The following is a 26,990-nucleotide window of genomic DNA, read 5'->3' as shown; positions in this document are numbered from 1 at the left end:
CGTCGGAAGCCCCCGCAGCGGGTACGGGGCCGCCGTGACGACGAAGGCGGCGAATCCGGGCGAGGTCGGTCACGGCGGGTGAAATAGCCGGTGGGAAAGGTGTTTCCGGCTCTCATGGATCGCCGGAGTGCGCGTGTCTAACCCCAAGCCGACGCCTAAATTGTTCAGAATGTCACTTACTGCCCCAGTTGAAACTACGAAGTTTCGTTGCCGAGGAGCGTGTCATGCAGGTTCGCAGGTGGCTCCCTGACCAGCCCACCAGCATCGGCCGCCATGACTGGCCGGACGAGGGCGGCGAGGGAACTCATCTGCGACTGCGGGCCGGCTCCATCGTCGTACTCGACCGGCAGGCCTGGCGCGTCCTGGAGATCACCGGATACCCCGGCGACCAGTGGCCGGAGTCGTACGAGAAGGCCTGGCGCGACCACGTGGAGCTGTGGTGGCACGCCAACGAGCTGCGGCGGGCCAACAACCAGGCGGTCAAACCGGCCCCGGAGCGCGCCGAGTTCTACAAGCGCCCGGTGGTGCTCGTGCTGCGCAACGACAACCTGCCCCGGTCCGCGCCGAAGCACTGGTGCGCCCCCGCCAGCCAGGACTGGCAGGTCCTCCCCGAGCACTACGCGGTCTGCCGCGCCTGCGGCGAACTGCCGCCCTGCCACCACGGGGAGTACCCGCGCGAGGAGGGGCCGCGCAGGCCGGAACAGAGCGGCGGCATTCCGTTCCTGGTGCCGAAGGGCTGCTGCATGGGCTGCGCCGAGCAGATCAAACCCCGTATGCGGACGGTCCGTTTCCCGGGTCCCAACCTCTGGTACCCGGACCTGGGCGAGGACACCGCGGTCTTCCACGCGCGCTCCTCCTGCGAGGACCAGGTGGAGTGCTACCGCGCGCGGTGGCAGCAGGAGTACGAGCCGCCGGCCTCACGTCCGAACACGTCGGCGTTCCCGGGCTTCGACCACTTCGTCCTCCCCCGGGCCCGCCAGTCCCTGCCGCAGACCCCCCAGGCGCAGGCGGCACAGCTCCAGGCGCAGTCCCAGACCGCCCATACCCCGGCAGCGCACTCCCAGGTCCCGCAGTCGCCGCAGCCGGCACAGACCCCGCAGGCCGTGCAGCCCGTGCAGCCTGCGCAGCCCCAGCAGCCCGTACAGGCCCAAGCCCCGCAGGCGCAGAGCCCGCACGCGCAGGCGCCGCAAGTCCCGCAGGGGCCGCAGTCCCAGGTGACCCAGACGCCTCAGTCGCTCCAAACCCCGCTTCCGGCCTCGCACGCCCTCCTCCTGGCCACGGCCCCCCGTCCGGGGGAGGAGGCACACGTCTCCCTCGCGGCGGGGCCGACGGGGTCCACGGGCTCCGGCAGCTTCTCGCCCTCGTTCGAGGGATACCGCCAGGACCCGGAGCCCTACCCCGACCCCTACCCGATGCCCGACCCCTACCCGGCTCACGACTCCTACTCGACCCCCGATCCTTACCCCTCCCCCGACCCCCACCCGGTCCCCGCCGCGGACCCGGGTCCCGCGGGCCACGCGGTCCGGGCCGCCGAGGAGCTGAGCCGGACCCTGACCGACCGCCCGGCTTTCCACAACGCGGAGCAGGCGGCCCGTGTCATCGAGGAACTCACGGCGGCCGTACGGAACATCGCGCTCTGCCTCAACAACCCGCCGGCCCGCAACCACTCCTGAGCCCCGACCCGGACTCCGGGGACGCGTGAAGGCCCCCGACCGGTTTCCCGGTCGGGGGCCTTCACGTCGGCGGTGGGTGTGGGATTTGAACCCACGGTGACTCGCGCCACGACGGTTTTCAAGACCGTTCCCTTAGGCCGCTCGGGCAACCCACCCGCGCTCCGGACCGCTCGGCCGGGGCGGCTACAGCGTACCGGCTGGAGGGACGGTCCGGCGGCGGGCGGCGGATCGGCCCGGCGAAGCCGGGCGCGGACGCGTCAGCTGTCGCCGGTGCGCTCGCCCAGGACGACGGTGGTCGTGACCGACCTGCCGTCGCGCTCGTAGGTGATCTCCACCGAGTCGCCCGGCTTGTGGGTCCAGATCTCGCTGATGAGGGTGGGGCCGCTGTCGATCTGGTGGCCGCCGAAGCCGGTGATCACGTCGCCCGGCTTCAGGCCCGCCTTCGCCGCGGGGCCGTTCGGGGTGACCGAGGGAGTGCTGCCCGTGCCCCGCTCGGCGATCTCGGCGCCCTCGCCCTTGTCGTTCATGTTCACGGTCGCGCCGATCACCGGGTAGACCGGCTTGCCCGTCTTGATCAACTGCTGGGCGACGTTCTTCGCCTGGTTGACCGGGATCGCGAAGCCGAGGCCGATCGAACCCGCCTGGGACTGGCCGAAGCCGCCGCTGGTGGACTGGATGGCCGAGTTGATGCCGATCACCGCGCCGCTCGCGTCGAGCAGCGGGCCGCCGGAGTTGCCCGGGTTGATCGAGGCGTCCGTCTGCAGCGCGCTCATGTACGAGTTGCTGCCGCCGGTCCCGTCGCCCGAGGCGACCGGACGGTTCTTGGCGCTGATGATGCCCGTCGTCACCGTGTTGGACAGGCCGAACGGGGCGCCGATCGCGATCGTCGAGTCCCCGACCGCCACCTTGTCGGAGTCGCCCAGCGGGAGCGGCTTGAGGCCCTTCGGGGCGTTCGTGAGCTTCAGTACCGCCACGTCGTAGCCCTCGGCCCGGCCGACGACCTCCGCATCGTACGACTTGCCGTCGGAGAAGGTCACGGAGAGCGTGCCGCCGTCCGCGGCCGACGCCACCACGTGGTTGTTGGTGAGGATGTGGCCCTCCTGGTCGTACACGAAGCCCGTGCCCGTGCCGCCCTCGCCCTGGGAACCGCCCGACTTCGCCTTGATGGTGCCCACGCTCGGCAGCGCCGTCGCCGCGACCGCCGCGACCGTCCCCGGGTCGCGCTTGAAGGAGGCCGGGGTCTCGCCCGAGGAGACCGTGGTCGAGCTGATGCCGTCGTCGCCGCGCTCGGCCGCCCAGTAGCCGATGCCGCCGCCGATGCCTCCCGCGACGAGCGCCGCCGCCAGGACGGCCGCCACGAGGCCGCCGGTCCGCTTGCGCGGCGCGGCGGGAGCGGCGGGCACGGGCGCGTGCGGAGTGCCCCAGGAGGGGACGGTCGGCGGGGGCGGCGGCCAGCCGCCGGCCGGAGCCGCGTAGGCGGGAGCCGCGTGGGAGGCCGGGGCCCCGGAGGCCGTGGGGGGCTCGGCTGCGGCCGGTGCCGGCTGCGCCGCGTGCGGGGGCTGCGCCGCCCGGACCGTCGGGGCTTCCTGGGTCGCCGGGACTCCCTGGGTCGTCGGGGCCGGGTTCGACTCCGGGCCCGAGGTCGGGCCCGCTTCCGGGGCCGGAGGGGCCGACGGGGGTACGGGAGGCGTCGGAGGGACGGACGGAGCAGCCGGGTCCCCCGGAACCGCCTTGCCCTCGTTCTCGGTGCTCACAGCTCGCTCTCCTCGTTGACTGCGTTGACTGCCTTGACTGCCTTGACGCGTTGGCTGCCTTGACGGCTGGGCTCGACTGCCGAAACCGCACGGGTCGGTTCGGACCGTGTGCCCGGTGTGGCTGTTTTCGACCGCGTGAAGTTGGGGTCGCTCCGGCTCCAGGGTGCTGCGACCAGCTTTTACCACCGGACGTCAGGCCGCCGTAAGACGGAGCTGTGCGTTCGCACTCCATCCTTTATAAAGGACAGAACGGACAGGCTCGGTGTGCCCGCCGCGCCCCGCCAATGGCACCATGACGCGGTGACTCACGCACGGCAGCAACCGAACCGCGTCCCCGTCCAGGTCGTCGCCCACCGCGGAGCGTCCGAGGACGTACCGGAACACACCCTGGCCGCCTATGTGAAGGCCATCGAGGACGGCGCCGACGCCCTGGAGTGCGACGTCCGGCTCACCGCCGACGGGCACCTGGTCTGTGTGCACGACCGGCGCGTCGACCGCACCTCCAACGGCCGCGGAGCCGTCTCCACCCTCGAACTGGCCGCCCTCGCCGAGCTCGACTTCGGCACCTGGAAGGGCCGGGGCGAGTCGCCGGAGAGCCCCGACCGGCGGGCCCCGGGGTCCACCTCCGTCCTCACCCTGGAACGCCTCCTGGAGCTGGTCGCCGACGCCGGGCGCCGGGTCGAGCTGGCGATCGAGACCAAACACCCCACGCGCTGGGCGGGCCAGGTGGAGGAGCGGCTGCTCCAGCTCCTGAAGAGATTCGACCTCCACGCGCCCGCGTCCCCCGAGGATTCCCCCGTACGGATCATGAGCTTCTCGGCCCGCTCCCTGCACCGGATCGCCGCCGCCGCGCCGACGCTGCCCACCGTCTCCCTCGCCCAGTTCGTCTCGCCCCGGCTGCGCGACGGGCGGCTCCCCGCGGGCGCGCGCATCGCGGGCCCCTCCATCCGGATCGTCCGGCACCACCCGGCGGTGATCCTGCGGCTCCAGAAGGCGGGGCACCAGGTCCACGTCTGGACGGTGGACGAGCCCGAGGACGTGGAGCTCTGCGAGCGTCTTGGCGTGGACGCGATCATCACCAACCGCCCCAAGCAGGTGCTGACCCAGCTGGGCCGCGACTGATCCCCTCCCCGACCCCTTCCCCCCTCGTCTTTTCCTCACTTCCGTCCCATCTGCCACAGGGGACAAAGGGAACATCAGGGGTTACAGGGAGTGCACCGGCGCGTTCCGTCCGTACGCGATCGTCACGAGTGCCTCATCCCACGCCGATTGGCCGGTTTCCGGTCCAGGTCATCGGGGCATTCACACCGTGGCGTGGGGCAAAGGAGGTCTCGGGGGTGGCGTTGGTGGTGGCACAGGAGGTGCCCACGTCGTCGAGCATGGCCGTACCCCATGGCCCTGCGGGCGTGGGTGAGGCGCGGCACCGGATGCGGGACGAGCTGTACCGCAGCGGGGTCGCGGAATCGGTCGTCGACGACGCGGTGCTGATCCTTTCCGAACTGCTCAGCAATGCCTGTCGGTACGCCAGGCCGCTGGGGCGGGCGGATCGCGGCGACGGGGACGTACGGGCGGCCTGGCGGGTCGACCCGGGAGGCGGCCTGCGGGTCGAGGTCACCGACGGCGGCGGCCCGACGCGGCCCGTCCCGTCGACGCCCTCGGTCACGGCGCGGGGCGGCCGCGGGCTGAACATCATCAGCGCGCTGGCCCAGGACTGGGGCGTGCGCGACAGCGCGACCGGCGAGGTCACCGTCTGGGTGGTCGTCACCGGGGGACACCGCCGCGAGGACTTCGCGACGCACGTCGGCGGCGGTTCGGGCTTCGACTTCCTGGACGCGTACGACGACCTGGACTGACCCGCGCGGAGGGACGACCGCTCCGGCCACTTCGGAGCAGGCCTTCCGGCTTCCGCGGAACGGAGCCTCCCGCTTCCGGCAAGCAGGCGTCCCGGTTTTCCCGGAGCGGGCGTTCCGGGCTTTCCGGAGCAGGCGTTCCGGTTTTCCGGAGCCGTCCGCTCCGCCGAACGTGCGGCCCGCCTGAGGGGCGGTGGCGATCGGGGCGGCTAGGCTCGCGCCCGAAACAGCACCGCTGCACCAGCACTGCTGCACCAGCACCGCCGCGATCGGGAGAAAGCCACACCATGGCCAAGAAGCGCCCCCAGACGAAGGCCGGCAAGACCGGCCAGGCACAGGTCACGAACGGGGAGATCCCGGTCGTCGGCGCGCGCGAGCCGTGCCCGTGCGGTTCGGGACGCCGTTACAAGGCGTGTCACGGCCGGGCCGCCGCGCACGCCGTGACCGAGCTCGTCCAGCGCCCCTTCGAGGGCCTGCCCGGCGAGTGCGACTGGGTCGCGCTGCGCGAGCTGGTGCCCGCCGCCACCGTGCCGCTCACCCTGAAGGGCGGGCTGCCCGAGGGCGTGCCGTCCGTGACGCTCGCGACCGTGCTGCCGATGGCGTGGCCGGCGCTCCGCCGGGACGACGGCTCCGTCCTGCTCGCCCTGCAGAACGACTCCACCTCCGGCGACCTGGCCCGCGATCTCGCCGACACCCTCCAGCGCGCCCTGGAGGTCGAGCCGGGCACTCCCGTCCCCGCGCGCCGCGTGCCGGCCGAGGGCCCGCGCCTCCAGGACCTGCTGGACGCCGACGCCGCGTTCGCCCCCGAGGTGCACACGGGCTTCGAGTTCTGGATCCCGCAGTCGGCGGACGGCGCCGAGCCGGAGGTCGCCGCCTCCCTGGAGCGGGCCAACGCGGCCGCGATCCCGACCGTCCGCCTGACGGGCGTCGACTCCGCGTACTGGTGCGAGACCCCCGACAAGAACCACCTGCGCTGGGTCATGCCGTACCCGGAGGAGAAGCTCCTCGACGCGCTCGCCCGGCTCCAGGCCGCCGGATCCACCTCCCTCGGCCCGGACACCCGGCTCGTCGGCTCCTTCCGCGCCCACGGCCTCGTGGTGCCGGTGTGGGACCTGCCGACCTCCATGACCGCCGAGGACTGCGAGAAGCCGGCCGCCGAGTTCTTCGAGCGGCTGACCGGGGCGCTCGCCTCGGACGCTCCGCTCACGGCGGAGGAGCGGCGGGCGCGCGGCGGCCTCACGAACCGTCAGGTCACTCTCAGCTGATACCCCAGGCGGTATCGGTGACTGACAGACCGACCAGTCGGTGACTTCGACCACAACCTGGTCTTCGGACAGGTAAATCCCTGTCCGAATAACCGAGATCGAATTTGCGAACAGCAGATCTCTTGTTACCGTTCTGGAAGCCCGGTCGCTGGTGCATCCCCCGTCGCCAGCGACCGGGTCTTTCCATGTCCGCTTCCGGCCCGGCCGGAGCGTCCGACACTCAACTTCCTTCGCGGTCCGTCGTGTTGCTACCCGCCCGCAGCAGCAGCGGAGTGCTGCCGGCCTCGTCGGCGCCGGCGAATTCCGCCACCCCCGTATACGCCGCGACCGTGCCCGCGCCGCGTTCCCGGGGCGTTTCACAGGTGCCCGGTTCATCCTGCGCCGGGACCGCGCAGCGCACCTGAACGGTCCGCCCTCCGGGGGCCATGAGGGTCAGAAACGCGTCGAGTTCCTGCCCCGTGGCGTTGCGGTAGTACGCACGCGCCCAGACGTCGACCCCCTCGTTCAGGACACACGTCTGCGCCTCGACCCCACCGGGAGAGGCGAGTTCCGGCCCGCAGCGCGCGACCCGCTCGGAAACCGCCGGGGCGGGAGGGTCCGGAGAGACGGAAGGAGCGGGAGCGACGGCGGGGGGCTCGGAAGGGGCCCCGGCGGAGATCTCGGGAACGGTCGCTTCCGGCGTACGCGGCCCGGAACCGAGGCCCTTCCACAGGCTCCCGTCCTCTCCGGCCGGTTCCGCCGTCGCGACGAGCGGCAGCAGTACGGCGGCCGTGACGGCGGCCCCGAGGGCGACCACGCGGAGGTTCACCGGAGGCATCGGGCCCACCTGCTCTGCTCGGCTGGAGATCCGGAGATCCTGGACGGTGGGGCGAACATAGCGGCGGGCGGCAGGCGCCCGGACGGCCGCGCACCCGTTTCCCGTACGAGTCGGGCCGGGACGCACCCGTTCGGGTGAACGCCCGCCGCCCTGAGCCCCCAGCCCTCAGCCCTCAGTACGCCAGCCTGCTCCCGCCCCCCGGCATGCTCGTGCTCGCCTCCACCAGGGCGTCGACCACCGCCTCGACGTCCGGGAGCCACGGGCGGGCCGAGCCCGTGAGGGGGGCCCGCTCCCAGTGGACCTGGCCGGAGCCCGCCACCGAGGGCGGCAGCAACAGATAGCCGCCCTCACTGTGGAACCGCAGCGAACTGGGCACGCTGTCCTTCGCGTACAGCAGCTCGCCAAGCCGTTCCAGGTCGTACGGGGCGACGAGGATCGACCACCGGGTGGGGGTGGCGACGACCGGGCCGAGCCGCATGCCCGTCGCGTCGAGCGCGGCGAGGGCCCGGGCGCCCGCCGCGGCGGGGAGGCTGACCGCGCAGGGCGCGCCGCCGCCCGTGGCGAGGAGCACCGGGGCGTCCGGGCGCGCGGTCCACCACCAGCGGACCATGCGCTCGTCCGTGGTGGCGGCGAGCAGTCCGGGGTCGTAGGGGTGCGCGCCGGGCACCACGCAGCCGGGGTCGGGACAGGAGCAGGCGGGTCCCGGGTCGCCCGTACGGGCCTGCGACCTCAGGCCCGCGACCGTACGGGACAGCATCTTGAGGCCCGTGGCCGTACGGGGCGTCGTTCTCAGGCCCGCGCCCGGCAGGACGGGCCAGTTCCATTCGACGGCGAAGGTGACCGCCGCGTCGAGCCGTGCGGTCCTCGACCCGCGCCGGAACCGGAGCCTGCGTCGCCTTCCGAGGATCTCGCGCATGAGCGCTCGTTCCTTTCCGTTGAACGCCGAATTCCCAACACACCACGTGCAGATTCGTTCACCGTGCGTATCAGCGCGTACCGGGTCGGCGGGCGCCGGACCGCGTGGAAGCGGGGCCGGCCGAGCCGGAAAACCGCGTACAACCCGGTGGAGCCAGGTGGAGCCCAATGGAGCCAGGTCGGATCCGGAGCGGTTCAGAACACGTTCCCCGCCAGTCGGTGGCGGGCCGCGGCCTGCGGCGTGGAAGACGCCGGGGTCCCGCGTCACGTTCCGGGGCAGCTTCAACTGCCCCTGCCTGTCACCGTTTACGTACCCCGCACGCTCGGGATGACGCGCTTTCAAACGACGCCAGTCGACCGCAAAAGGTGCACACCGGGGGCAATTTTCGGCCAACTTCCCACTTACTTCAACCCTCTCGCACGACCTCACGGACACCACTTTTCCCCTGGGGACAATGCTGGACATCGCTCCTCTTGTGCGTGTACATGTGGGTACATCGAGCGGCGCAGGATGACATGGGGGTTTGCGATGCTATGGCGTCAAACGCACCGGTCGGAAAGCCGACTGACATGAGTTCCCCCCGTCTGCCGAAAGTGGCTGGAATCGATTCAACGGTTCCCGCGCCACCGGACACTGTGGCGCCCCTCCCCGGGGTCCCCTCGGCCGCGCCGCCTTCCGACGCGGCCCTCCCGCCCGGCGTCCTGATCCAGGACCGGCTGGCCTCCTGGGTCTCCGACCTCACCACTCTCCACGAACTCACCGAGCGCCTGATCAAGACCGACTCCCTCGACGGGGCCCTGCGCGAAATGCTCGGAGCCGGGGCCGCCCTCGTCGGCGCCCGCCGGGGCATGGCCGTCCTCGAACCCGCCGACGGCCTCGGCCCCACCAGCACCATCGGCCTCGGCCTGGCCCACGCCGACCTCGGCACCATCGAGACCGTCCCGCGCGGCTCGGGAAGTTACGGCCGCCTCCTCGACGGCCTCCCCGAAGCCGACCCGCCCGGAGCCGGTCTGCCCGATGCCGACCCGCCCGGAGCCGGCCTGCCCGGGAACGGCCCCACGGCTCCGCGTCGCCCCGCGCGCGTGCCCGAGCCGATCGCCATCCGCGACGTGCGCACCGAGGAGGGCCTCGACCCGCGCCACCGCGAGGTCGCCGCCCGCCTCGGCTACGCCGCCAGCTACGCCCTGCCCCTCGCCACCGAGGAGGCCGGCCGGCTCGGCGCGGCCGTCTGGCTCTACGACGAGCCCGCCGAACCCGACGAGCGCCGGCGCCACCTCATCGGGCTCTACGGCCGCTTCGCCACCGAACACCTGGCCCGGCTCCTCCAGGTCGAGCGCGCCCGCGCCCGGGTCGCCACCGTCGCCGAGGAGCTGCTCCCGAGCCGGCTCCCCCGCGTCCCCGGCGTCCGGCTCGCCGTCCGGCACCTCACCGGCCCGCAGGGCGGCGGCGACTGGTACGACGCGCTGCCGCTGCCCGAGGGCGCCCTCGGACTCGCCGTCGGCTCCGTCTCCGGGACCGGTCCCAGCGCGCTCGCCGCCATGGGCCGGCTGCGCGCCTCCCTGCGGGCGTACGCGGTGATGGAGGGCGAGGACCCGGTCGCCGTCCTCTCCGACCTGGAACTCCTGCTGCGGCTCACCGAACCCGCCCGCTCCGCGACCGCGCTCTTCGCGTATGCCGAGCCCGCCCAGCGCCGGATCGTCCTCGCCGGGGCCGGGCACGCCCCGCCGCTGGTCGTCGGCGACCACCGCACCGAGTTCGTGGAGACCTCGCTGTCGGCCCCGCTCGGGATGCTGACGTGCTGGGAGGCGCCGAGCGTGGAGCTCTCCCCCGCGCCGGGAGAAACGGTGCTGCTCTACACGGACGGGTTGCTGCGCCGTACCGGCGACGCCACGGACCGGGCCTTCGCCCGGCTCCACGCGGCGGCCTCGAGCGTGCCGCGGACGGACCGGTCCGACCCGGGCGCCGTCGCCGACCACGTCCTGCGGACCCTGCTGCCCGGCGGGCTCGACCCGGCGGTGGAGGGGGAGGACGTGGTCCTGCTCGCGGCCCGCTTCGAGTGAGGGTTCAAGCGGGATTCGAGTGGGGACGCGCGCGTGCCGGGTCCCTCCCGGTAAGCGGACCGTGACGTTCCGGTAATGGGTCTTCCGGCCCTGGGCCCCTTCCGTACGACCGTACGATGGTGGGGGTTCAGTGTCGTACCAGAGGAGGCAGACCCGTGGCCGAGGAGCTCACCCCGGAGACCCCGGAAGAGACCGAAGACCAGCCGATCAAGCAGCGCAAGAACGGCCTTTACCCGGGCGTGTCCGACGAGCTGGCCGAGAACATGAAGTCCGGCTGGGCCGACACCGAGCTGCACGGCCTGGAGCCGATCGCCCAGGCCGACCGGACCGCCGAGCGGCGCGCCGCGCTCTCCGCCCGCTTCCCGGGCGAGCGCCTGGTGATCCCCGCCGGGAACCTGAAGACCCGGTCGAACGACACCGAGTACGCCTTCCGCGCCTCCACCGAGTACGCGTACCTCACCGGCGACCAGACCCAGGACGGCGTCCTCGTCCTGGAGCCGACCGAGGACGGCCACGAGGCCACGATCTACCTGCTGCCGCGCTCCAACCGCGAGAACGGCGAGTTCTGGCTCGACGGCCAGGGCGAGCTGTGGGTCGGCCGCCGTCACTCCCTCGCCGAGGCCGAGCAGCTCCTCGGCATCCCGGCGAAGGACGTGCGCGAGCTCGCCGACGCGCTCAAGGAGGCCACCGGCCCCGTCCGCGCCGTCCGCGGCCACGACGCCGGCATCGAGGCCGCGCTGACCGACAAGGTCACCGCCGAGCGCGACGAAGAGCTGCGCGTGTACCTCTCCGAGGCCCGCCTCATCAAGGACTCCTTCGAGGTCTCCGAGCTGGAGAAGGCCTGCGCCGCCACCGCGCGCGGCTTCGAGGACGTCGTCAAGGTCCTCGACAAGGCCGAGGCCACCAGCGAGCGCTACATCGAGGGAACGTTCTTCCTGCGCGCCCGCGTCGAGGGCAACGACATCGGCTACGGCTCCATCTGCGCCGCGGGACCGCACGCCACCACCCTGCACTGGGTCCGCAACGACGGCGACGTCCGCTCCGGCGACCTGCTGCTGCTCGACGCCGGCGTGGAGACCGACGAGCTGTACACCGCCGACATCACCCGCACCCTCCCCATCAACGGCCGGTACACCGACCTCCAGCGCAAGATCTACGACGCCGTGTACGAGGCGCAGGAGGCCGGCATCGCCGCGGTGAAGCCCGGCGCCGCCTACCGCGACTTCCACGACGCCGCCCAGCGCGTCCTCGCCGAGAAGCTCGTCGAGTGGGGTCTGGTCGAGGGCCCGGTCGAGCGCGTCCTGGAGCTCGGCCTCCAGCGCCGCTGGACCCTGCACGGCACCGGCCACATGCTCGGCATGGACGTCCACGACTGCGCCGCCGCGCGCACCGAGGCCTACGTCGACACGACCCTCGCGCCGGGCATGTGCCTGACCGTCGAGCCGGGTCTGTACTTCCAGGCCGACGACCTGACCGTGCCGGAGGAGTACCGGGGCATCGGCGTCCGGATCGAGGACGACATCCTCGTCACCGAGGACGGCAACCGGAACCTCTCGGACGCGCTGCCGCGCCGCTCCGACGAGGTCGAGGCGTGGATGGCCTCGCTGAAGGGCTGACCTCCGCGTACGTTGGAACACGAAGGGCCTCCGCCGACCGACCGGCGGGGGTCCTTCTCCGTGTCCGTGCGTCCCGCGCGCCCCGGGCGCTCACGCCATGAGGAGGGACGGGGTGTCCTTCCACTTCAGGATCTTGTCGAAGCTGACCACCGCGCCGCCCCGGCCCGTGCGGTTGCCGAACTGGACGTGGTCGGAGAGCTCCTCGATCAGCCGCATCCCGCGCCCGTGCTCGGCGTCCGAGGGGGCCGCGGGGAGCTCCGCGTACGGGAAGCCCGGCCCCGAGTCGGCCACCTCGATGCGGCAGGTCTCGCCGTCCAGGTACGCCGTCACCCGGTACGCCCCAGGGAGCGCCCCGCCCGGCCCCGTGTCGGGGGCCGCGCCCGCGCCGCCGTGCTCGACCGCGTTCGCGCACGCCTCGGTCAGCGCCACGGACAGCTCGTACGACACGTCGGGATCGACTCCCGCCGTCTCCATCGTCCCCAGCAGAAGCCGGCGCGCGAGCGGCACGCTCGCGGCTTCGCGCCGCAGATGGAGTGACCACCAGATGCTCATGCTCCAGCCTCCCGGCATCGGCTCGGCGGACCGGTGGCCCGGCAGCCCGACGTACCGATACGTATTGCCGTACGGGGGCCTCCGTAAGCACCCGGGGGCGTCAAGAGCGCTCGTTCGGCGGATGTCCGGGTCCGGGGGCCGGTGTTATACCGCCCGGCCGACTGGTGCGGATCGCCGGATGAACCGGTGGCGTGCCGGTGCGGATCGCCGGGTCGGGCCGGTGCATGTCACCCCGAAGCGAGCCAAGGACGACCTTCCGGACCTGCCGTACCGCGGTGGGAGGCGTGGTGCGATGATGGGCCCGCCATGTCTGCCCCCGCGCTCGCTCCACGGCTGCTGAGGGCCGCGGTGTTCACCGCGGTCTGCGTCGTGCTGTCCGCGCTGGGCCACGCCCTCGCGGCGTGCGCGGGCGTCGCCCCCTGGTCCCTGGTCGCCGGTTTCCTCGGCGTCTTCGGGTGCGCCGTCCTCTTCGGCGGCCGCGAACGCTCCCTCGGCTCCGTCGTCGGCGCCCTCGCGGCCGGGCAGCTCGGACTGCACGTCCTCTTCGGCCTCGGGCAGCACCGGCTCGCCCTGGGCGCCCAGGCCGACGACGCCCTCGTCCGGGCGGCGGCGCGACTGGTCTGCGGGGCCGGGGCCACGTCCCTCACCCCCACCGACGCCACCAGGATCCTCACCGACGCCGGGCTCGACCCGGCCGCCGCGCACGCCCACGCGGGACACGGCGCGGCCGCCGCGCAGGCGGTCCCCGCCGACGGCCTGCTGCCCGGTCTGCCCATGCTCCTGGGGCACCTCCTCGCCGCCCTGGCCACGGGTTGGCTGCTGCGGCGCGGCGACCGCGCCCTCGGCCGGCTCGTCGAACTCTCCGAGCAGGGCGCGGCGGAGTTCGCGGAGCACACCCGGATCCGCTCCCTGCGGGCCGCGCTCCGTCTCGTACGGATGCTGCTCGCCGGGCTGCCGTCGGCGGCGCGCACCGCGCCCCGGCGGACCCTCCGCACGGCCTTCGACTCCTCGCCGCCGCCGGTGGCCGAGGCGCTCAGGGACACGGTGATCAGGCGCGGCCCGCCGGCCGCCGACTGCGTCCTCGCAGCCTGACGCGGTCCGCTCGACAGGAGCGGGGCCGCGTTCGTCCGCGCGCCTGTCCGGGTCTCCGTTCGGGTTCCTCCTTCGGGTTTCCCGTTGCAGGTCCTCCGCACCGGCTTTCCCGCTCCGGGTTCTCCGTACCGGCGTGCCGGGCGTCACCGTCCTGTTCCGTTCCTCTCCGAGCTGGAGTGTCCGATGAGCGTTTCCCGCATCCCCGCCCGTATCTCCACCCGCGCCGCCCTCGCCGGAGGCATCGCCCTCTCCTCCGTCGTGCTCCTCTCCGGCACCGCCTTCGCCCACGTCAGCGTGCAGCCGCAGGGCGAGGCCGCCAAGGGCGGCTACGCGACCGTCAACATCAAGGTGCCGAACGAGCGCGACAACGCCTCCACCGTGAAGCTGGAGGTCAACTTCCCGCTCGACCACCCGCTCGCCTCCGTCATGCCGCAGCCCGTCCCCGGCTGGAAGGCCGAGGTGACGAAGAGCAAGCTCGACAAGCCGCTGGAGCTGCACGGCAAGAAGATCAACGAGGCCGTCTCCAAGGTCACCTGGACCGCCGACGGCGCGGGCATCGCGCCCGGCTTCTTCCAGACCTTCCCGCTCTCCCTCGGGCAGCTGCCCGAGGACGTCGACCAGCTGGTCCTCAAGTCGATCCAGACGTACTCCAACAAGGAGGTCGTGCGCTGGATCGAGGAGCAGAAGGAGGGCGCGGAGGAGCCGCAGAACCCGGCCCCCGTCCTGAAGCTCTCCGCCGCCTCCGACGACCACCACGGCGGCGGCGCCACCGCGCCGTCCGCCACGGCCACCGCCTCCGCGGGGGAGAAGGCCGGTCACGACGGCAAGGCGGGCGACCACGAGGAGAAGGCCGCAGCGGCTTCCTCCTCCTCTTCCTCCTCCGACACCACCGCTCGGATCCTCGGCGTCATCGGCATCCTCGTCGGCGTGGCCGGCGTGGCCTTCGGCGTCCTCGCCGGCCGCCGCCGCTCGGCCTGACGGCCGCACTTCCTCCCGAAGGACACGGAAAGAAACAGCATGTCCGCACAGAAGACGAACACCCCCGAGTCCGAGGGCGGTCCGGCTCGTCCGGGCCGCCCGGGCCGACGCACCCCGCTGCTCATCGCCGCGGCCGCGATCGTCGCGGCGATCGGCATCACCGCGGCCGTCGGCCTCGGCGACGGCAAGACCTCCGGCACGGGCAGCGGTTCCGTCGCCGAGGTCTCCGGCGGCACGGACTCCACCGAGGCCGCGACCGTCCTGGACCGGCCGTACGACAAGCCCGCGCTCGTCCTCACCGACACCAAGGGCGAGAAGTACGACCTGCGCGAGCGCACCAAGGGCAAGCCGACCCTGGTCTACTTCGGCTACACGCACTGTCCCGACGTCTGCCCCATGACGATGAGCAACATCGCCATCGCCAAGAAGCAGCTCCCCAAGGCCGATCAGGACAAGCTCCAGGTCGTCTTCGTCACCACCGACCCCGAGCGGGACACCTCCGCCGAGCTCGCCAAGTGGCTGCCCGCCGCCGGCGACCCCTCCTTCACCGGTCTCACCGGCGACTTCTCCGCCATCCAGGCGGGGGCCCGCCGGATGGGCATCGGTATCGACCCGCCGAAGAAGGAGAAGGACGGCAAGGTCGTCTCCATGCACGGGGCCCAGGTGATCGCCTTCTCGCCCACCACCGACCAGGGGTACGTCCTGTACGGCGAGGACACGACCGCCGAGCAGTACGCCGAGGACCTGCCGAAGCTCATCAAGGGGGAGAACCCGTGAACCGCCGCACCACCGCCCTGTCCGCCGCCGTGGCGCTCGCCGCCTCGCTCGCGCTGACCGGGTGCTCGTCCTCGTCCGACGCGGCCGGGGACGGGAAGCCCGAACTGAAGGTCAGCGGCGCGTTCATGCCCAAGCCGGTGACGGACATGGCCGGCGGCTTCCTCACCATCACCAACGACGGTGACACGGCCGACCGGCTGACCTCCGTCACCAGCCCCATCTCGGACGACGTGACGATCCACGAGACGAAGGACCAGAAGATGCGGGAGGTGAAGTTCTTCGACATCCCCGCGAACGGGAAGCTCTCCCTGGCACGCGGGGGCAACCACATCATGTTCATGTCGCTGAAGGAGAAGCCCGAGCAGGGCGACAAGGTCAGCGTCGAGCTCCACTTCGAGAAGTCCGGCCCGATCAAGGTCGATCTTCCCGTCGAGGCCGCCAACCACAACCCGCAGCAGCACTGACCGCGTTGACGGAGTGACCCAGAGATGACGACCACCGCCCCGCGCCTCGGTACCGCCCTGGCCCGGCTGCTGATCCTCGCGGCCGCGCTCCTCGGCACGCTGCTCGCCGGCGCCGCGCCCGCGTCCGCGCACGCGGCGCTCACCGGCAGCGACCCGAAGGACGGGGCGGTGGTCGCCACCGCGCCCAAGGAGGTCAACCTGACCTTCTCCGAGCAGGTCGCCATGAGCGCCGACTCCATCCGGGTCCTCGACCCGGCGGGGCGGCGGGCCGACACCGGCGAGATACGCGACCTGTGCAGCGGCTCCATCGTCCGGTACGGGGTGGAGCTCCGCGCCGGGCTGCCCGACGGCACGTACACCGTGGCCTGGCAGACCGTCTCGGCCGACAGCCACCCCATCGCCGGCGCCTTCACCTTCTCCATCGGCGCCCCCTCCGCCACCTCCGTCGCCCTGCCCGACCGGGAGCCCGGCGGCGGACTCGTCGGCGCCCTCTACGGCATCGCGCGCTACCTCTCGTACGCCGGTTTCGCCGTCCTCGTCGGCGGCGGCGCCTTCGTCCTGATCTGCTGGCCGCGCGGCGCGGGCGTCCGCCCGGTGCAGCGGACGGTCGTACGGGCCTGGCTCACCCTCACCGGCGCCACGCTGGTGATGCTGCTCCTGCGCAACCCGTACACCGGCTCCGGCGAGCTCTCCGACGCCTTCGACCTGGCGGGCCTGAAGAGCGTCCTGGAGACGAAGACCGGGGCCGCGCTCACCTCCCGGCTGCTGCTGCTCGGCGCGGCCGCGCTCTTCGTGGCCGTCCTCTTCGGCGCCTACACCCGGCGCACCGACCCGAAGGAGAAGAAGGACCTCGTCTTCGGTCTCGGCATCGGCGGCGCCGTGGTGGCCACCGGAATCGCCGGCACCTGGGCCCTGGCCGAGCACGCCTCGACCGGCATCCAGCCGGGCATCGCCATGCCCGTGGACATCCTGCACCTCCTCGCCGTGGCCGCCTGGCTCGGCGGCCTCACCGTGCTGCTCATCGCCCTCTACCGGGCGCCCTCCGTCGAACGCACCGCGGTCGAACGCTTCTCCAAGGTCGCCTTCACCTCCGTGGCCGTCCTCGCGGCCACCGGGCTCTACCAGTCCTGGCGCCAGGTCGGCTCCTGGTCCGCCCTGACCGGCACCCGCTACGGACAGCTCCTCCTCGTCAAGATCGGCCTGATGGGCGTCCTCGTCGGGATCGCCTGGATCTCCCGCCGCTGGACCCAACGGCTCGCGGACCTGCCCTCGGGGGGCCTGTCCCCGGCCGACCTGTCCCCGGCCGACCTGTCCTCGGCGGAGAAGGAAACGGAGGGCGTCGAGGAGGGCGAAGCCTCCGAGGTCGACGAGACTTCCGAATCCGACGCGGTCCCCGAAGCCGACGCGGTCTCCTCGGTCTCCGAGGCCGAAGGGGCTTCCGGAGTGTCCCCCGACGTCGACCCCGAGCGGGCCGCCCAGCTCGCCCGGCAGCGGGCCGCCGTCGCCACCGCCCGGCGCAAGCGGGAGCGGGACGCCGACCCCGAGCGGTCCGGACTGCGCCGCTCGGTGCTGACCGAGGCCGCCGTCGCCGTCGTCCTCCTCGCCGTGACCACCGTCCTCACCACGACCGAGCCCGGCCGCACCGAGGAGGAGGCCGGACGGTCCACCTCCGCCTCCGGCCCCGCCGCCGTGCCCGACCGGCCCGTCGACGTCCGGCTGCCCTTCGACACCGGCGGCGTCGACGGCAAGGGCGTCGTCCGGCTCAGCCTCGACCCCGGCCGCACCGGTGCCAACGGGCTCCACATCTATGTCGAGCGCCCCGACGGCAAGCCGCTGGACGTCCCCGAGGTCAAGGTCGCCCTCACCCTGGAGGCGAAGGACGTGGGTCCGCTGCCCGTCGCCCCCGACCGCATCCAGGCCGGACACTGGAGCGCGAGCGGCGTGCAGATCCCGATGCCCGGCGAGTGGCGGATCCAGGTGACCGTCCGTACCTCCGAAATCGACCAGACCACCCTCGACAAGAACGTGAAGATCGGCTGACCCCCCGTGAGCGAGAGCGACACCAGCAAGCACGCCATCAGCGAGCGCGACAACCTTGAGATCTCCCGGCGGCGGCTGCTCGGCACCGTCGGCGCGGCGGGCGCGGCCGGCCTGGTCGTCGGCGCGGTCGGCGGCGCCGGGGTCTCGGCGGCCGTCTCCGGCGACGGCACCGCCTCCGCGAACGGTGCCGGAGGCCCGGCGGCCCTGACCACCGTCGGCTCGACCGAGGTGATGTTTCACGGGAAACATCAGGCGGGCATCACCACCCCCCTCCAGTCCCGCGGCCATCTGGTCGCCTTCGACCTCGCTCCCAGGGCCGGGCGCAAGGAGGCCGTCGCCCTGATGCGCCGCTGGTCGGCCACGGCGAAGACGCTGATGGCGGGCAAGGCCCCGGCCCGGGACACCGGGGTCGCGCTCGACGCGGGACCCTCCTCCCTCACGGTCACCTTCGGCTTCGGCCGCACCTTCTTCGACCGCACCGGTCTCGCCTCCCGCCGTCCCGCCGGACTGGACCCGCTGCCGGCCTTCTCCTCGGACGCCCTGGACCCCCGGCGCTCGGAGGGCGATCTGTGGGTGCAGATCGGTGCCGACGACGCCCTCGTCGCCTTCCACGCGCTGCGGGCCGTGCAGAAGGACGCGGGGGACGCGGCCCGGGTGCGCTGGCAGATGAACGGCTTCAACCGTTCGGCCGGCGCCACCGCGCGGCCCATGACCGCCCGCAACCTCATGGGTCAGGTCGACGGCACCCGCAACCCGAAGCCCGCCGACCCCGACTTCGACCGGCGGATCTTCGTCCCGGCCGGGACCACCGGCGCCGAGGCGTGGATGGCCGGCGGTTCGTACGCGGTGGTGCGCCGGATCCGGATGCTCCTGGACGACTGGGAGAAGCTGTCGCTGGACCGGCAGGAGAAGGTGATCGGACGCCGGAAGTCCGACGGGTCCCCGCTCACCGGCGGCACCGAGACCACCGAACTCGACCTGGACAAGCGCGGTCCCGACGGCGGGACGGTCATCCCCGACAACGCCCACGCCCGGATCTCCGCCCCCGAACAGAACGGCGGGGCGGCGATGCTGCGCAGGCCGTTCTCCTTCCACGACGGCATCGGTCCGGACGGGACGCCGGACGCCGGTCTCCTCTTCATCTGCTGGCAGGCCGATCCGCTCCGGGGCTTCGTCCCGGTGCAGCGCAAGCTCGACCGGGGCGACGCGCTGTCCCCGTTCATCCGCCACGAGGCCAGCGGCCTCTTCGCGGTGCCGGGCGGCCCCGCCGAGGGCGAGTACGTGGGCCAGCGCCTCCTGGAGGCGTGAGGCCACCCGGACGGCGACGGAGGCGAAACGCCGAGCCACCAGCGACGGGGCGGAAGACCGGCGTACGGACGGCGGGGCGGGACAACGGCGTACGGACGGCAGGGCGGAAGACCGGCGTACGGGTGACGGGACGAGGCGCCGGCGCACGTCCGCCGGGGGAAGGCGGTGTGCGGCGAGCGGCCGTCGGCGGCGCCCGAGGACCATTAGGGTGACGGTATGTCCGCCACCCGGTACACCTATCTCGGCCCCGAGGGCACCTTCACCGAAGCGGCGCTGCGCACGCTGCCCGAGGCCGCGACGCGGGAGCTCGTTCCCATGGTCTCGGTCCCGGCCGCCCTCGACGCCGTACGGAACGGGGAGGCCGCCGCCGCGCTCGTCCCGATCGAGAACTCGGTCGAGGGCGGGGTGACCGCGACCCTGGACGAACTGGCCTCCGGCGAGCCGCTGATGATCTACCGCGAGGTGCTCCTGCCGATCGCCTTCGCGCTCCTCGTCCGGCCCGGGACCGAGCTCTCGGAGATCAAGACGGTCACGGGCCACCCGGTGGCCCAGCCGCAGGTCCGGAACTGGCTGCGGAAGCACCTGCCCGACGCGGTGTGGGAGTCGGCCGCGTCCAACGCGGACGGGGCCCGGCTGGTGCGGGAGGGGCGCTTCGACGCCGCCTTCGCGGGGGAGTTCGCGGCGGCGACGTACGGGCTCGAAGCCCTCGTGACCGAGATCCACGACGCGGAGAACGCCGAGACCCGGTTCGTGCTGGTGGGCCGGCCTGCGCGGCCCGCGGCCCCGACGGGCGCGGACAAGACCTCGGTGGTGCTGTGGCTGGGTGACGATCATCCGGGTGCCCTCCTCGAACTGCTCCAGGAATTCGCGGTGCGCGGGGTGAACCTGATGCTGATTCAGTCCCGTCCCACGGGGGCGGGGATCGGGAACTACTGCTTCGCCGTGGACGCCGAGGGCCATATCGCGGACCGGCGGGTGGGCGAGGCGCTGATGGGGCTGAAGCGGATCTGCCCGAAGGTGCGGTTCCTCGGCTCGTACCCGAGGGCGGGCGTCGCGGTCGAGGACGTGCGGGCGCTGCGGCGCGGTACCTCGGACGGGGAGTTCATGGCGGCCTCCGACTGGCTGGCGAGGGCCCAGGACGGTCGGGCCTGATCCGAGAATGGCGGATCGCGCTCCGGAGGGTGCACGGTCGTCCACAGGTACGAACCAGTAGTCCTACCTGCATACTTTTCAGTTACCCACAGAGGTTATCCACAGGTATTCCGCTCGACCTGGGGACAAGTCGACACCGCACTCCGGCAAGGTCGACAAATCACCCCAGCCATTCCCCTCCTCCAGAGATGCCGTCCACAGCACTTCACCCGCGCCTTCGTCAGCACCCCCCGAGGGACCCACTCTTCGGAGTGAGCGATTCCCACCCGAATGGGTGTCTCGATGACGTTTGACCATGGATTTCCCGGGTGCGGAGAGGGAAAAGCCTGCGACCCTTTCCGTGATCCACAGGCTTTTCACACAGCCTGTGGATAACTGAATGCACTCGCCCCGCATCCGGCATTCCCAAGAGCGGCAATTCGGGCGAAAACCCGCACGCCCTCTTGTTCGGTGGGGGTGCGCCGACACGCACCGGTAGCCTGGTGGGGTGATTGACCTTCGCCTGCTCCGTGAGGACCCCGACCGTGTTCGCGCCTCCCAGCGCGCCCGTGGAGAGGACGTCTCCCTCGTCGACGCCCTACTCTCCGCCGATGAGCGGCGCAGGTCGTCCGGCGTCCGCTTCGACGAGCTCCGATCCGAGCAGAAGGCGCTCGGCAAGCTGATCCCCAGGGCCACCCCGGAGGAGCGCGCCGAACTCCTGCAGAAGGCCGAGCAGCTCAAGACCGACGTCAAGGCCGCCGAGGCCGAGCAGAACGATGCCGACGAGACGGCCAAGCGCCTGCTGCTCCAGCTCGGCAACATCGTCCACACGGACGTCCCGGTCGGCGGCGAGGAGGACTTCGTCGTCCTGGAGACGCACGGCACCATCCGCGACTTCGCGGCCGAGGGCTTCGAGCCCAAGGACCACCTGGAGCTGGGCGAGGCGCTCGGCGCCATCGACGTGGAGCGGGGCGCCAAGGTCTCCGGCTCGCGCTTCTACTACCTGACCGGCGTCGGCGCCCTCCTGGAACTGGCCCTGGTCAACGCGGCGATCGCCCAGGCCACCGAGGCCGGCTTCATCCCCATGCTGACCCCCGCGCTCGTCCGCCCGCGCGCCATGGAGGGCACCGGCTTCCTCGGCCAGGCCGCGGAGAACGTGTACCACCTGGAGAAGGACGACTACTACCTCGTCGGCACCTCCGAGGTCCCCCTCGCCGCGTACCACATGGACGAGATCATCGACGCCGACAAGCTGCCGCTGCGGTACGCGGGCTTCTCGCCCTGCTTCCGCCGCGAGGCCGGCACGTACGGCAAGGACACCCGCGGCATCTTCCGCGTCCACCAGTTCGACAAGGTCGAGATGTTCTCGTACGTCGCGCCCGAGGACGCGGAGAACGAGCACAAGCGCCTCCTGGACTGGGAGAAGCAGTGGCTGACCGGTCTGGAGCTGCCCTTCCAGGTCATCGACGTCGCCACCGGTGACCTCGGCGCCTCCGCCTCCCGCAAGTTCGACTGCGAGGCGTGGATCCCGACGCAGGGGAAGTACCGCGAGCTGACCTCGGCGTCGAACTGCGACAGCTTCCAGGCCCGCCGCCTCTCCGTCCGCATGCGCGACGAGCAGGGCGGCAAGAAGACGGTGCAGCCGCTGGCCACCCTGAACGGCACGCTGTGCGCCGTACCGCGCACGATCGTGGCGATCCTGGAGAACCACCAGCTGGCCGACGGTTCGGTGCGGGTGCCCGAGGTGCTCCGTCCGTACCTCGGCGGCCGTGAGGTCCTGGAGCCGATCGCCAAGTGAGCCCCTTCCCCTACCGCCTGGTCGCCACGGACCTCGACGGGACGCTGCTGCGGTCCGACGAGTCCGTGTCGGACCGTACGCGGGACGCGCTCGCCGCCGCGACGGCGGCGGGCGCCGCCCACATCGTGGTCACCGGCCGGGCGGTGCCCTGGACCCGGCACATCCTCGACGACCTCGGCTACGAGGGGATCGCGGTGTGCGGGCAGGGCGCGCAGGTCTACCACGCCGGCGAGCACCGGCTGCTGACCTCGCTGACCCTGGACCGGCAGCTCGCCGGGCTCGCCCTGTCCAAGATCGAGGCCGAGGTGGGCCCGCTGGCCCTCGCCGCGAGCCGCGACGGCCTGGAGGGCGAGGTCCTGATGGGCCCCGGCTACCGGGTCCACGAGGGTCCGCTGCCGTACGTGCCGTACGAGGACCCGTCGGAACTGTGGTCGGCGCCGCTCACCAAGCTCTACATCCAGCATCCGACGCTGACCGACGACGAACTGGCCCTGGCCGCCCGGGCCACGGTCGGCGGGCTCGTGGACATCGTCATGGCGGGCCCCGGCATCGTGGAGATCCTCCCGCTCGGCCTCAGCAAGGCGACGGGCCTCTCGCTCGCCGCGCGTCGGCTGGGCGTGAAGGCGGCGGAGACGATCGCCTTCGGCGACATGCCCAACGACATCCCGATGTTCGGCTGGGCGGCCCGCGGCGTGGCCATGGGCAACGCGCACGCGGAACTGCGGGCGGTGGCCGACGAGGTGACCACCTCGAACGAGGAGGACGGCATCGCGGTCGTCCTGGAGCGCCTGCTGGCCGGCTGAACCGGCCGGGGCAGTCAGAAAAAGAACAGAAAAGGGATCAAAAAGGAGGGGCGGCCCGCGCGGACCGAAGTCCTCGCGCTCGAAGCGGCCGCCCCTCTCCTCCGGGAGATCCCCCGTGTCCCCCGTACGACCAGTGTGCGCCGGGTCGCCGTTCGTGTGCGAACGGTTTTTCCGCGCGTCGGCGGGTAGCAGGCGAGGCCGGACAGCCACCAGGACCGCCGGCCACGCGCGCGTACCGGGTGACGAACGCGCCCACGGCCTGATCGGCCGGAACGGTTCGCCACCCGAAGGGGTACTGCCCGACGCCCTTCAGCGCCTGTCACCCGGATCCGCCGGGCCCGGGCAGCGCCTCAGAAATTGATCATGTGTCCGGCGATCCCGTGGATCGCCTCCTTCACGGCCTCGCCCAGGGTCGGGTGCGCGTGGACGTTCCGGGCGACCTCGTGGACCGTGAGGTCCCACTGCTGGGCCAGGGTCAGCTCGGGCAGCAGCTCGGTGACGTCGGGGCCGATCAGGTGGGCGCCGATGATCTCGCCGTACTTGGCGTCCGCGACGATCTTGACGAAGCCGGTGGCGTCGCCGAGGCCGTGCGCCTTGCCGTTCGCGGTGAAGGGGAACTTCGCGACCTTGACGTCGAAGCCCTTCTCGCGCGCCTGCTTCTCGGTCCAGCCGAAGCTGGCGATCTGCGGCTGACAGTAGGTGGCGCGCGGGATCATCGGGTAGTCGAGCTCCATCGTCTCGGCGTCCGCGATGGTCTCGGAGGCGATGACGCCCATGGCCTCGGCGGTGTGCGCGAGCATCAGCTTCGCGGTGACGTCGCCGATGGCGTAGATGTGCGGCACGGAGGTGCGGCAGCGGCCGTCGACGTCGATCGCGCCGCGCTCGGTCAGGGCGACGCCGGTGTTCTCCAGGCCGTAGCCGGTGACGTTCGGGGCGAAGCCGATCGCCTGGAGGACCTTGTCGGCCTCCAGGACCTTCTGGGCGCCGTCCTTGCCGGTGACGGTGACGCGGACCTGCGGGCCGGACTCGTCGATGGACTCGACGCGGGTCGAGGTCAGGACGTCGATTCCGAGCTTGCGGTACTGCTTCGCCAGCTCCTTGGAGACGTCCTCGTCCTCCAGCGGGGCGATGCGGTCGAGGAACTCGACGATCGTGACCTTGGTGCCGTAGTTGTTCAGGACGTACGCGAACTCGATGCCGATCGCGCCGGCGCCGGCGATGACGATCGACTTCGGGGCGTCCTCGGCGAGGATCTGCTCCTCGTACGTCACGACGCGGTCGGTGCGGGAGGTGCCCGGCAGCAGGCGCGGGGTGGCGCCGGTGGCGATGATGCAGTTGTCGAAGGTGATCGTCTGCGTGGTGCCGTCGGACTTCGCCACCTGGAGGGTGTTCGCGTCGAGGAAGGTGCCCCGGCCGTCGAACTCCCTGATCCCGTTCTTCTTCATCAGGTAGTGGACGCCCTTGACGCGGCCGTCCGCGACCGTGCGGCTGCGGCGGAACGCCTCCGTGTAGTCGAAGGAGACGGTGCCGTCGACCTTGATGCCGAAGGTCTTGGCCTCGTGGTTGAAGATGTGGGCCAGTTCGGCGTTGCGCAGCAGCGCCTTGGTGGGGATGCAGCCGACGTTCAGACAGACGCCGCCCCAGTACTTCTCCTCGACGACCGCGACCCGCTTGCCCAGCTGGGCGGCGCGGATGGCGGCGACGTAACCGCCGGGGCCGGCTCCGAGTACGACGACGTCGAAGCGGTCTGACATGACTGACTCCCGAGGGTGATGAGGGTGTGCGGTCCGCGTACGGCCCCACAGTAGTCCGGTGTCCTCGGGGTGGTGAGTTGTAGGATGACCGGGCAACCGGGCGAATGGAGAGGTCGGAACGGCATGGCACTCAGGGCGGCGGGACGGACCTCGCTGGTGGACTCCGCGGTGGAACAGCTCCGCGGTCAGCTCGCGGCCGGGGAGTGGGTGGTCGGCGACCGCATCCCCACCGAGCACGAGCTGGCGCAGCAGCTCGGGGTGGGGCGCAACACCGTCCGCGAGGCGGTCCGGGTCCTCGTCCACGCCGGGCTCCTGGAGTCCCGGCAGGGCAACGGCACCTTCGTCCGGTCCACCGCCGATCCGGCGGCCGTCCTGCGCGGGGTACGGCACGCGGGCGCGGCCGACGTGCTCGAACTCCGGGTCGCCCTGGAGGCCGAGGCGGCCCGGCTCGCCGCCGCCCGGCGCGACACCCACGACCTGCTGCGGCTGCGGGCCGCCCTGACCTCCCTGCGGGAGGAGGGCGACCGGGACGCCGACGCGGACCTCGCCTTCCACCTGGCGGTGGTCGGCGCGACCCACAACGCGGCCTTCGTGGAGGTGTACCGCTTCTTCTCCGCCCAGGTCCACGAGGTCCTGGTGGAGGCGCTCGGCGACCGGGAGATGCCACCGGTCGACATCGACGCCCACGAGGCCCTGGTGGCCGCGATCGAGGCGGGCGACCCGGAGGCGGCGGAACGACAGGCCCGCGAGCTGCTGCGGGAACCGATGGAGACGGTGGCGGCGCTGACGGGGCGGTCCCGATGAGCACCGGGGCACGGACGTCCGGTACGGGGGCGGACGCGTCGGCGCGCGTGACCGCACCCGACACCACGCCGGCCCCTGGTTCCAGGCCCGCTTTCGGCCCCGGGCCGGACTCCGCACCTGGCTCCACTTCCGTGTCCGGCTCCGCGCCGGACCCCGCGCCCGTGCTCGTCGACGCCGAGGCCGGGGGCCGGCCCTCGGCGGCCGGGGCGGCGGCCCGGCGCGCCCTGCTCGCGCATCCCGCCCTGCTCCTCGCCGGGATCGTGCTGGCCTCGCTCAACATGCGGGCCGCCCTGGCGAGCGTGGCTCCCCTGGTCGGCGAGATATCCGCCTCCTTCGGGCTCTCCGCGGCGGCGAGTTCGCTCGTCACCTCGGTGCCGGTGTTCTTCCTGGGCGCGGGCGCGGCGGTCGCGCCGTGGCTGGGCCGCCGGTTCGGCGCCGAGCGCGTACTGTTCGCGGCGCTCCTGCTGCTCGGCGCCGGCGTCCTCGCGCGCGTCCTGCCGTCCGTGTACGCGCTGTACGGCGGCGGGGTCCTCGTCGGAACGGCGATCGCCCTGCTCAACGTGCTCATGCCGGGCCTGATCAAGCGTGACTTCCCGGACCGGGCCGCGGCGATGACCTCGGTCTACACGGGCGCGATGATCGCGGGCGCCACGGTGGCCGCGGCGGCGGCCGTCCCCCTGGAGAAGGCTCTGGGCGGCGGCTGGGAGGCTTCTCTCGGGTTCTGGTCGCTGCTCGCCGCGGTGGCGGCGCTCGCCTGGCTTCCCCAGGTGCTGATCGCCCGGGGCCGCACGGGGCACGCGGTACGGGCCGTCCCGGCCGGCGGCGCCCTCCCGGTGAGCGTCTGGCGCTCGGCGCTCGCCTGGCAGGTCACCCTCTTCATGGGCCTGCAGTCGCTCTGGACGTACGTCCTGATCGCCTGGATGCCGACGATCTTCGTCGACCACGGGATGGACCGCTCCACCGCCGGTGTGGTCTTCGCCTTCAACAACCTGGTGCAGGTGGCGGGCGCCTTCGTGGTGCCGCTGCTCGCCGGCCGGATGCGGAGCCAACGCCCGCTGGTCGTGCTCGTCACCACGATGGTCGCGGCCGGTTACGCCGGCCTGATGGTGGCGCCGGTGGAGGGCGCCTGGCTCTGGTCGGCGCTCCTCGGCGTCGGCCAGGGCGGTGCGGTCGGGCTCGCCCTGACCCTGATCGTGCTGCGCTCCGGGGACGCGGTGACCGCGGCCGGGCTCTCGGGGATGGCCCAGACGGTCGGCTACCTGCTCGCCGCCGGCGGCCCGCTGGCGGCCGGCGCCCTCCACCAGGCCACCGGCTCCTGGACCGCGCCGATCTGCGTGGTCCTCGGCGTCTGCGCGGCGGCCCTGGCCGTGGGGCTCCTGGCCGCCCGGAACCGCACGGTCTGAGGAACGGGCCGAGGGCGGCCGGGCCGGGCCCGCCCGGGGTGGCCGGGCAGCCTGGATGGCGGGGCCCGCTCCGGAGGGACCTCCCGGCTCCGGGGGGCGACAACCCTCGGAGCCGTACCGCTTCCGTCCCCGCCT

22 protein-coding genes and 1 tRNA gene are annotated in these 26,990 nt (G+C 72.6%); 17 read left to right on the top strand and 6 right to left on the bottom strand.

Annotation, left to right across the window (positions count from 1 at the left end; genetic code table 11):
* Positions 1–224: 224 nt before the first annotated feature.
* Positions 225–1,673: a hypothetical protein gene (locus CP977_RS17995; protein WP_104860452.1), complete on the top strand. Its 1,449-nt coding sequence runs from the start codon at positions 225–227 to the stop codon at positions 1,671–1,673.
* Between the two features lie 70 nt (positions 1,674–1,743).
* Here CP977_RS17995 and CP977_RS17990 read toward each other — a convergent pair.
* Together CP977_RS17990 and CP977_RS17985 are read right to left on the bottom strand one after the other, a co-directional pair.
* Positions 1,744–1,828: transfer RNA gene (locus CP977_RS17990), tRNA-Ser, on the bottom strand.
* A gap of 102 nt (positions 1,829–1,930) precedes the next feature.
* Positions 1,931–3,427 carry a S1C family serine protease gene (locus CP977_RS17985; protein ID WP_152370467.1) on the bottom strand — a complete coding sequence of 499 codons (1,497 nt, stop codon included), beginning with the start codon at positions 3,425–3,427 and terminating at the stop codon, positions 1,931–1,933.
* A gap of 300 nt (positions 3,428–3,727) precedes the next feature.
* On the opposite strand from CP977_RS17985, the gene CP977_RS17980 reads away from it, so the two are divergent.
* The 3 genes from CP977_RS17980 to CP977_RS17970 all read left to right on the top strand — a co-directional run bounded on the left by CP977_RS17980 (position 3,728) and on the right by CP977_RS17970 (position 6,542).
* The gene (locus tag CP977_RS17980) at positions 3,728–4,549 is read left to right on the top strand and encodes a glycerophosphodiester phosphodiesterase (protein ID WP_062753621.1); all 822 of its coding nucleotides are present in this window, start codon (positions 3,728–3,730) and stop codon (positions 4,547–4,549) included.
* A 224-nt stretch (positions 4,550–4,773) separates the two neighbouring features.
* Positions 4,774–5,280, top strand: coding sequence for an ATP-binding protein (locus CP977_RS17975; RefSeq protein WP_372460711.1), 507 nt, complete (start codon positions 4,774–4,776; stop codon positions 5,278–5,280).
* Between the two features lie 284 nt (positions 5,281–5,564).
* Positions 5,565–6,542: a DUF5926 family protein gene (locus tag CP977_RS17970; protein ID WP_062753625.1), complete on the top strand. Its 978-nt coding sequence runs from the start codon at positions 5,565–5,567 to the stop codon at positions 6,540–6,542.
* A gap of 220 nt (positions 6,543–6,762) precedes the next feature.
* On the opposite strand, the gene CP977_RS17965 is transcribed toward CP977_RS17970, so the two are convergent.
* Both CP977_RS17965 and CP977_RS17960 read right to left on the bottom strand, forming a co-directional pair.
* Entirely contained in the window at positions 6,763–7,359 is a 597-nt protein-coding gene (locus tag CP977_RS17965; RefSeq protein WP_079131109.1) for a hypothetical protein, read from the bottom strand.
* 172 nt (positions 7,360–7,531) lie between these two features.
* On the bottom strand, positions 7,532–8,275 hold the full coding sequence (locus tag CP977_RS17960; RefSeq protein ID WP_062753627.1) for a bifunctional DNA primase/polymerase: 744 nt from the start codon (positions 8,273–8,275) through the stop codon (positions 7,532–7,534).
* A gap of 533 nt (positions 8,276–8,808) precedes the next feature.
* Between CP977_RS17960 and CP977_RS17955 the strand changes: the two genes are divergently transcribed.
* Positions 8,809–10,335, top strand: coding sequence for a PP2C family protein-serine/threonine phosphatase (locus tag CP977_RS17955; protein WP_152370466.1), 1,527 nt, complete (start codon positions 8,809–8,811; stop codon positions 10,333–10,335).
* Between the two features lie 155 nt (positions 10,336–10,490).
* A complete protein-coding gene (locus tag CP977_RS17950) occupies positions 10,491–11,951 on the top strand; it encodes an aminopeptidase P family protein (protein WP_062753631.1) in 1,461 nt (486 codons plus the stop codon).
* Positions 11,952–12,041: 90 nt separating this feature from the next.
* Here CP977_RS17950 and CP977_RS17945 read toward each other — a convergent pair whose 3' ends face one another.
* On the bottom strand, positions 12,042–12,503 hold the full coding sequence (locus CP977_RS17945; protein WP_062753633.1) for an ATP-binding protein: 462 nt from the start codon (positions 12,501–12,503) through the stop codon (positions 12,042–12,044).
* A gap of 306 nt (positions 12,504–12,809) precedes the next feature.
* Between CP977_RS17945 and CP977_RS17940 the strand changes: the two genes are divergently transcribed.
* From CP977_RS17940 to CP977_RS17900, 9 genes are all read left to right on the top strand, one after another.
* Entirely contained in the window at positions 12,810–13,595 is a 786-nt protein-coding gene (locus CP977_RS17940; protein ID WP_062753635.1) for a hypothetical protein, read from the top strand.
* Between the two features lie 183 nt (positions 13,596–13,778).
* Positions 13,779–14,573: a YcnI family copper-binding membrane protein gene (locus tag CP977_RS17935; RefSeq protein WP_062753637.1), complete on the top strand. Its 795-nt coding sequence runs from the start codon at positions 13,779–13,781 to the stop codon at positions 14,571–14,573.
* A gap of 39 nt (positions 14,574–14,612) precedes the next feature.
* Positions 14,613–15,350, top strand: a complete 738-nt coding sequence (locus tag CP977_RS17930) for an SCO family protein (RefSeq protein WP_079131111.1) — start codon at positions 14,613–14,615, stop codon at positions 15,348–15,350.
* On the top strand, positions 15,347–15,814 hold the full coding sequence (locus tag CP977_RS17925) for a copper chaperone PCu(A)C (RefSeq protein ID WP_062753639.1): 468 nt from the start codon (positions 15,347–15,349) through the stop codon (positions 15,812–15,814). Before CP977_RS17930 ends, CP977_RS17925 begins: the two co-directional genes overlap by 4 nt.
* A 24-nt stretch (positions 15,815–15,838) precedes the next feature.
* Complete coding sequence (locus CP977_RS17920; RefSeq protein WP_062753641.1) at positions 15,839–17,854, top strand: copper resistance CopC/CopD family protein; 2,016 nt, start codon at positions 15,839–15,841, stop codon at positions 17,852–17,854.
* Positions 17,855–17,860: 6 nt separating this feature from the next.
* Entirely contained in the window at positions 17,861–19,162 is a 1,302-nt protein-coding gene (gene efeB, locus CP977_RS17915) for an iron uptake transporter deferrochelatase/peroxidase subunit (RefSeq protein WP_229991608.1), read from the top strand.
* 216 nt (positions 19,163–19,378) lie between these two features.
* A complete protein-coding gene (pheA, locus tag CP977_RS17910; RefSeq protein ID WP_062753645.1) occupies positions 19,379–20,314 on the top strand; it encodes a prephenate dehydratase in 936 nt (311 codons plus the stop codon).
* A gap of 487 nt (positions 20,315–20,801) precedes the next feature.
* Positions 20,802–22,091, top strand: coding sequence for a serine--tRNA ligase (gene serS, locus CP977_RS17905; RefSeq protein WP_062753647.1), 1,290 nt, complete (start codon positions 20,802–20,804; stop codon positions 22,089–22,091).
* On the top strand, positions 22,088–22,894 hold the full coding sequence (locus CP977_RS17900) for an HAD family hydrolase (protein WP_062753650.1): 807 nt from the start codon (positions 22,088–22,090) through the stop codon (positions 22,892–22,894). The genes serS and CP977_RS17900 overlap by 4 nt, the downstream gene beginning before the upstream one ends.
* 350 nt (positions 22,895–23,244) lie before the next feature.
* Here CP977_RS17900 and lpdA read toward each other — a convergent pair whose 3' ends face one another.
* Positions 23,245–24,648 (bottom strand): dihydrolipoyl dehydrogenase, encoded by a 1,404-nt coding sequence (lpdA, locus tag CP977_RS17895; RefSeq protein ID WP_152370465.1) that lies wholly within the window; start codon positions 24,646–24,648, stop codon positions 23,245–23,247.
* A 123-nt stretch (positions 24,649–24,771) separates the two neighbouring features.
* Here lpdA and CP977_RS17890 point away from each other — a divergent pair, with 123 nt between their 5' ends.
* Positions 24,772–25,452 carry a FadR/GntR family transcriptional regulator gene (locus CP977_RS17890; protein ID WP_152370464.1) on the top strand — a complete coding sequence of 227 codons (681 nt, stop codon included), beginning with the start codon at positions 24,772–24,774 and terminating at the stop codon, positions 25,450–25,452.
* Between the two features lie 131 nt (positions 25,453–25,583).
* A complete protein-coding gene (locus tag CP977_RS17885; protein WP_152370463.1) occupies positions 25,584–26,855 on the top strand; it encodes a CynX/NimT family MFS transporter in 1,272 nt (423 codons plus the stop codon).
* The last annotated feature ends 135 nt before the right edge of the window (positions 26,856–26,990 follow it).

This window comes from Streptomyces cinereoruber (genome assembly GCF_009299385.1).
In the GTDB taxonomy this organism is placed as follows: domain Bacteria; phylum Actinomycetota; class Actinomycetes; order Streptomycetales; family Streptomycetaceae; genus Streptomyces; species Streptomyces bikiniensis.
This window is presented reverse-complemented; position numbering and strand designations above follow the sequence as displayed.